General features: G+C 45.3%; 7 protein-coding genes. 3 read left to right on the top strand and 4 right to left on the bottom strand.

Annotated elements, in window-relative coordinates; all coding sequences use genetic code 11:
* Window positions 1–534 precede the first annotated feature (534 nt).
* From HRU21_09035 to HRU21_09045, 3 genes are all read left to right on the top strand, one after another.
* Window positions 535–1,707 (top strand): glycosyltransferase family 4 protein, encoded by a 1,173-nt coding sequence (locus HRU21_09035; GenBank protein NRA42435.1) that lies wholly within the window; start codon window positions 535–537, stop codon window positions 1,705–1,707.
* Window positions 1,694–2,404: a class I SAM-dependent methyltransferase gene (locus HRU21_09040; protein ID NRA42436.1), complete on the top strand. Its 711-nt coding sequence runs from the start codon at window positions 1,694–1,696 to the stop codon at window positions 2,402–2,404. Before HRU21_09035 ends, HRU21_09040 begins: the two co-directional genes overlap by 14 nt.
* A gap of 33 nt (window positions 2,405–2,437) precedes the next feature.
* Window positions 2,438–3,553, top strand: coding sequence for a prenyltransferase (locus tag HRU21_09045; protein NRA42437.1), 1,116 nt, complete (start codon window positions 2,438–2,440; stop codon window positions 3,551–3,553).
* 268 nt (window positions 3,554–3,821) lie between these two features.
* Here HRU21_09045 and HRU21_09050 read toward each other — a convergent pair whose 3' ends face one another.
* The 4 genes from HRU21_09050 to HRU21_09065 all read right to left on the bottom strand — a co-directional run.
* Window positions 3,822–4,937, bottom strand: coding sequence for a chemotaxis response regulator protein-glutamate methylesterase (locus tag HRU21_09050; protein NRA42438.1), 1,116 nt, complete (start codon window positions 4,935–4,937; stop codon window positions 3,822–3,824).
* 6 nt (window positions 4,938–4,943) lie between these two features.
* Window positions 4,944–5,363, bottom strand: a complete 420-nt coding sequence (locus HRU21_09055; GenBank protein NRA42439.1) for a hypothetical protein — start codon at window positions 5,361–5,363, stop codon at window positions 4,944–4,946.
* Window positions 5,360–6,832, bottom strand: coding sequence for a chemotaxis protein CheW (locus HRU21_09060; protein ID NRA42440.1), 1,473 nt, complete (start codon window positions 6,830–6,832; stop codon window positions 5,360–5,362). Before HRU21_09060 ends, HRU21_09055 begins: the two co-directional genes overlap by 4 nt.
* Window positions 6,819–6,998, bottom strand: a 180-nt coding sequence (locus tag HRU21_09065; protein NRA42441.1) for a hypothetical protein, incomplete at its 5' end; no start/stop codon positions are given. The genes HRU21_09060 and HRU21_09065, both read right to left, overlap by 14 nt.

Raw genomic sequence — 6,998 nt, forward strand, 5'->3', positions numbered from 1 at the left:
TGATCGGCTTGTGGTAATTCACGCGCGGCTGCAAAAGCGCCGGCGGTTAAGGTTTTAAGCCCATTATCTAGTTTGCCGATCATCGCATCAAGACTGCTGAGTTGTCGCATATTGCTCTATATTTCCTGCTAAGTGAGTGCATGAATTACTTTCAAATATAGGATAATAGTACCCCATATCGGCCTAGATCGCTTGTGCAAATCGATCGTTTTTAGCGCATTTAGTCACAGCAAGTGCTCGATAGCGGCTAGAAAATATTCCACCCATTCGGTAGAATAAGCCGCTTTATGCTTACAAAATTAAGCAGTTACACCCACTATTATAATAGGTTATTTTGTGAGCCGAAATACCACCTCAGCTTCAGAGCGCGAGGCAGTCGTTGATGACAGCGCCTTTGACACGCCAGACGCTGCGTTTGAACATTCTGCAGGTTCTGCAAACTCTGCAAACTCTAAGCCCGAGACTGCCGTTAACGATGCGCTAAGTATTTGTATTTTGGGTTATCGTTCGCACCCCTTTGGCGGGGGGCAGGGTATTTATATTAAATATCTATCCAAGGCCTTAGTTGAAGCAGGTCATCGAGTGGATGTGATTTCTGGTGAACCTTATCCGCACCTGGATGACAGGGTGCGTTTAATCAAAATGCCTGGCATGAACCTGTATGAGCACGGTCTTGGGTCTATCCGTTTGAAAAATCTGTTTTCCTATGCGGATATGACGGAGTGGTTCAGTAAGCTCACAGGTGGCTTCGCAGAACCCTACTGCTTCGGTGTGCGCGTTAATCAGTATTTGCAACAGCATGGCCATCACTACGATATAATTCACGATAATCAGAGCTTATGCTACGGCATGCTGAAAATTCAGCGTCGCCAGCCCTTGATCACAACTCTACACCACCCAATCACCAGTGATTTGGAGATAGCGCTGAAGGCGGCAAGTAAATGGTGGCAGCGAATATTGATAAGGCGGTGGCACTCGTTTTTGCATATGCAGCATAAAGTGGTGCGACAATTAAATCATATTCAAACGGTTTCCAGTCGCTCACAACAAGATATTGCCAAAGCGTTCAATATTCCTGCCGCAAGCCTTGAGCTTATCTACTGCGGCATTAACACAGAAGAATTTGCTCCGCGGCCAGATATTGCTCGCAAGTCGAACCGGCTGATGGCTACCGCTTCTGCTGATGCGCCATTGAAGGGGCTGCGTTTCCTGCTGCAGGCGTTCGCGAAGTTGCTACAAAGCTACCCCGATTTAGAGCTGTTAGTGGTTGGTAAACCCAAACCCGGCGGTGATACTGAGCGACTATTGTATCAACTGGATATTGCAGAAAAAGTTCAATTTGTTAGCGGTATTTCAACCGAGCAAATGGTCGATTTCTATGCCGAGGCTACCGTTGCTGTGGTGCCATCGGTTTATGAAGGATTTGGCTTACCCGCAGGTGAGGCAATGGCCTGCGAGGTGCCTGTGGTGTCAACCAATGGTGGCGCATTGCCAGAAGTGGTCGGTGATGCTGGCCTCATCGTCGCGGTGAAAGACAGTGACGCTATTGCACGTGCTGTGGCGCAACTACTGGATGACCCTGAGCAACGTGCATCACTTGCAAAAGCAGGTCGAGCGCGTATTCTAGACAATTTTTGTTGGCATAAAAGTGCCGATAAGTTTGTAGATTTTTATAAAAAGGTGATGACGGCGTATGCAGACCGTTGATTATAAACATTTTCAATTGCAGGCGGGCGACCGCGTGCTTGATTTAGGCTGTGGTGAAGGTCGTCACGTTATTGCTAGCTATCTAGAGCAAGATATTACCGTGATTGGGGTTGATCTAAGTTTTNANGACCTGCAGTCGAGTGTTGAGAAGATTGCGCCCTTTATCGATCATTCGAAACAAGAAAAACAGTGCTATTTCAGCTGCGCCAGCGCATTACAGCTGCCCTTTGCAGACAACAGTTTTGATAAAGTCATTTGTTCTGAGGTGTTGGAGCACATTCCTGACTATGAAGCTGCACTTGCTGAGATCCAGCGCGTATTGAAGCCCTCAGGCTTATTTTGTGCCTCAGTGCCAAGATTTTGGCCAGAATGGATATGTTGGCATTATTCCGATGCGTATCATGAAAATGAGGGTGGTCATTTGCGTATCTTTTTGGCCAGTCAATTACGCCGTAAAATTGAAGCTCAAGGCTTTAGTTGTTATAAAAAGCATTGGGCGCATGCCCTGCATAGCCCATACTGGTGGATGCAATGCATGGACTGGGATAACAAAGACAATAACCGCATGATTCAGGCTTACCATAAATTATTGGTTTGGGACATGATGAAACAGCCAGCGTTAACACGAATGAGTGAGAAAATGCTCAACCCTGTCATGGGTAAAAGTGTTGTGATGTATTTTAAAAAGGCGGCTTAGTTTATGTCTTTGATTACCACTCAAGGCCAAAAGATACTTCACCTCGCCGGTGATTTATTTGAGGTTGATGGCTATGAAGGCCTAGCAGCACCAAATTTAAGCCAAGGATTTCCGCGCAGTTTTTTTCAACCAACGGTTGATTACATTATGGCGACGCAATTAGAAAGCGGTGCGATCCCTTGGTTTGATCGAGGTCACGCTGATCCATGGGATCATGTTGAAGCGGCTATGGCGTTAAGTATTTGTGATGAATTTGCTGCGGCAGAGAAAGCCTATGCTTGGCTCAAGCAAACGCAGCTGCAAGACGGCAGCTGGTGGGCAGCTTATCGTGGTGACGCGATCGATAATCAAGAGCGTCGCGAAACCAATTTTGTGGCCTATGTNGCGACNGGNATTTGGCATCATTATGTGATCAGTGAANACCTATCATTCGCACAAAGCATGTGGCCAATGGTAAAAGCGGCAATCAATTTTTGTTTGGCCTTGCAAACTGAGCATGGTGATATTCATTGGGCGGTTGATGGTCAGGGTAATGCTAAATGTGATGCCTTAATTACCGGCTGTAGCTCAATTTATAAGTCTCTCGAATGTGCATATAATCTTTCGCTTGTGGTTGCTGATGAACAGGCAAGCTGGCTGCAGGCACGTGCAAAATTAGGCAAGGCACTTCGCTTTCGCAATGATCGATTTGACCGCACGTGGGAGTCGAAAGCGCGCTACTCGATGGATTGGTTCTACCCTATACTCAGCGGCGCATTACCGCAGTTTGAAGCCAAAGAGCGCTTGAAAGTGCGCTGGCGCGAGTTTGTTGTCGAGGGTATGGGGTGTCGTTGTGTATCAGATGAACCCTGGGTTACGGTTGCTGAATCTTGTGAATTAGTGATGGCCTTACTGGCGGCAGGCGAGCCCGAAAAAGCGCAAGAGGTTTATCACTGGCTGCATCAATGGCGTATTCAAGATGGCTCGTACTGGACCGGTTATCAATTTGAAGAACGTTTGCTCTGGCCTGATGAGCGTCCAACCTGGACGGCGGCTGCGATGATTTTAGCCGCTGATGCGCTCACCGATTACTCATCAGCTGCGTACTTGTTTAAACAGGTACGCTTGCAGCAAACCTCAAACGCCGAGCAGTTACTTAGCACAGTTTAGCGGCTAAGTCAGTTGACCTGTCAGGCAATTTGTAAGTCAAGCAGTCAGGCAGCCAGGCAGCCCGAAGGACAAAATAGACTTAGCTTTATCGAGTATTCTGCTAGTAGTATCTGCGCGTGAGCTAAGATTAGGGCCTTAACTGATAAAGGCTTAATCAACGGCTTAAACCAAGGCTAACATTAAGGCTAATGCTAATGCTATGGCTATGACTATGGTCACCGCACTGACTAAGCCGGTGGAGAGTAAAGATCGCAGTAGCGGTTGAGACTTATGGCGTTAACGGTTTAATTGTCGACATCAACTTGGCAATTTGACTGCTATTGAGCTGATGGTTTGCAGCGCCAATAGCCATTGCTGCCTTAGGCATGCCGTAAATAGCAGAATCTTCCTCAGCTTGCGCAATAGTCATAGCGCCGCTTTTATGCATTGCCAGCAAACCTTTGGCGCCATCCTTGCCCATGCCCGTCAATAAAATTCCCAAGCTATCACCTTTGCCAAATTCAGCAATAGAATGAAATAATACATCCACCGAAGGCTTGTGACGATTAACGCTGTCACCGTCAAACAGGCTTATGCTGTAAACGCCTTTTTTGCAAACCACCCGCATATGTTTGCCGCCGGGTGCAATTAATGCCAGCCCTGGTTTAATTTGATCGCCAGGCTCAGCCTCTTTGACCTTGATTTGGCATAGCGCGTTGATGCGGTTAGCATAGGCTGCGGTGAAACGCTCTGGCATATGTTGCACAATCACAATGCCAGGACAATTAGCCGGCAATTGCCTTAATATTTTTTCAATCACGATAGTGCCGCCAGTTGAGCTGCCAATTGCGATCATGGCATATTGTTGGCGTTTGATTTTTGGGATCTTAACATTTAAGTCAAGCTGCATCGATAAATGTCGTTTTTTATACTGATCGCTCAACTCAGTTTCAGCGTTAGCGTCGGGTGTTGCTTCAAGTGTCGGTATTTTTTTTAGTTTTAGCTTGCGACCCAAGTCAGCCGCTGCCTTGATGGCATTCAATACCTCCTCGCGAGTATCGTCTAAATTGTCGCGGCTGAAATTAGGTTTGCTAATGATGTCAACAGCCCCTTGCGAAAGCGCTTCAACCGACGCCGCGGCTGACGATTGTGTATAGTTAGAAAATACCACAAATGGGGTGGGGTGATGACGATTAAGAAATTGTAAAAACTCAAAGCCATTCATTTCAGGCATTTCTAAATCCGAAATGATGACATCTGGCCAGAGCTTATCCATGCGCTTCAGCGCAATTCGAGGATTAGATGCAAAGCCAAGTACATTGACTTCATCAGAGGCCTCTAAAATTAACGACAATGCTGTACGCGCGGTTGCAGAGTCATCGACAATAAACACATTGATAGTCATGTTGAACTAGCCATTGATCAAACTCGAAAGTTTTATTTCATAACAAAATTTTTGATTAGTTTTGTCAATATACAACCCGCTAAAATATTGATTGAGCTTATTGTCTAGCTCAGGTAAGGGGTGCTGAATAAAGGCAGAGCTTGGTTTTAGTTGCTTAATGCTATCCACGGCTAGTACGATGGCTTTTTGCTCGCTGTCACTTTCGATAGCCACCACTAGCAGTGATTGTTGCTCTACAGTGGGTATATTGTCCTCTGCGTAAAGTCCCAGTGTGCTGCTTAAATGCAAGACCTGCAGGCTTTGACCGTGCCAATCGATGCATTCTTGATATCGGCGTGTGGCTAGGATTTCAAGCACCGAACTTGATGCAATCAGTATAGGGTATGATTGGCAAAACACTTGTAAATAGGAATGCACTGCAGTCATGATATTTGGTTTAGCCGGCAGATGGCGTCAATATTCAAAATATTGATCAGCTGATTGTGGTGACTAGCATAATAATCAAATACTGAATCAAGGTGCGCTTGTTTATCTAAGGCATGCATATCCGCTTCATCAATGGCGACGATTTTTCCAGTTCGATTCAGCGCTAGCCCCCAATGCTGCTTATCGCTAGCAACAATGATCACTTCAAAAGCCGACTGATCTGAGCGCTCCTCGCCAAGCAGCTGACTTTGTAAGTCGATCACCGGTATAATGGCGCCGTTAAAGTCAATACTGCCTACCACGAACTGTTGATTTTTTAACAGCGGTTGAATCTCGGCTCTGGCAAATATTCGCTCTATTTGATCAATAAAAATGCCGTACTGATTTTGCTCGATAGTGAAGGCGAGAAGCCGCTTGGACTTAATCACATCAAGCGCATCACTTGGCTGTTGAGGCATTAAATAAGCAATATCTTGGATGCGTTGGTTGGCAAAAAATCGGCTGCGATCAAATAGTTCAATCATCTGCTCGTCCTGTTCTAATAATATCTCGGTTAGATCAGTAAAGCTCTCCACATCGATCATGGCTTTCTGTATTTGTTGGTCATAGATAATGTGCGCTTGATTGACGGTGACCATAGAAAGTATCTGACTGACTTCTATTGCACAGTAATACTCAGGATGGTGCAAAATAATCACGCTCTGTGATTGTTTTTCTTCAAGCTGAGCATTGAGGTTAAGAATGTTGTTGAGTCGAACCACCAGAATAGGATGGTTGCGAACCAATCCGGCACCACGAAGTAATAATTTTAGATCGTGATCGGATTGATGAATGGGCTGTATATTTTCAAGGTCTACAACCTCTAACATATCATTTAAGTTAATCGCCATAAGTCGGTCATCGACCTTAAAAAGCAATAACTCTGTTTCAATAATCTCTTCGACTTGTTCATCTTGAACTGACAAAAGCTTGGAGTCGCTTGCAGCTTTTGCCTCCGATAGATTCTGCTTGGGAAAAATATCGGCTAAAAAATCAAGATTGAATAGATGGATTTTTTGCTGAGAATTTTGCCTGGCAGTAATAAAGTGAGTTACCGCTTGGTCGTTGCCATCTTTCTGTTCAAGCGGTTGGATCTCAGCATCAGTCAATGCAAGGCTTTCTAGAATTTGATCAACCTCAAGCGCATAATGACTATGATGATAGTCAAAAATAATGAGACTAGGATGCTTTTTTTTATTGCTAGAAGCTCCAGTTAGCTCTTGCTCCTCTAGGTAGGCCTCAAACATAGCCTTAGCATTAAGCTGTGGAATAATATGCCCATTATGATTAATCAATCCATCAATGAATTTAGGGGCAAACGGCATAGCTGAAACGGTTAGGCGATCGCTAACCTCAATGAGACTGGTAAGAGGTAATGCAAATAGCGCGTCGCTGACCTCGAAAACAAGATGCGGCTCAGCGCTTTTCATAATAAACACAGCCTAGGTTATTATGCTGAATCATACCCATTTGATCAAACATATTATCGACCGCACTCAGCAATAATAGCCCACCTGAGGCTAAGGCACTGCGCAATACCATCTGCGCATGGCGTTGCGCGTCTTCATGTAAATAGATCATGACATTTCGGCACAA

The sequence above is a fragment of the Pseudomonadales bacterium genome (genome assembly GCA_013215025.1).
Lineage (GTDB): Bacteria > Pseudomonadota > Gammaproteobacteria > Pseudomonadales > DT-91 > DT-91.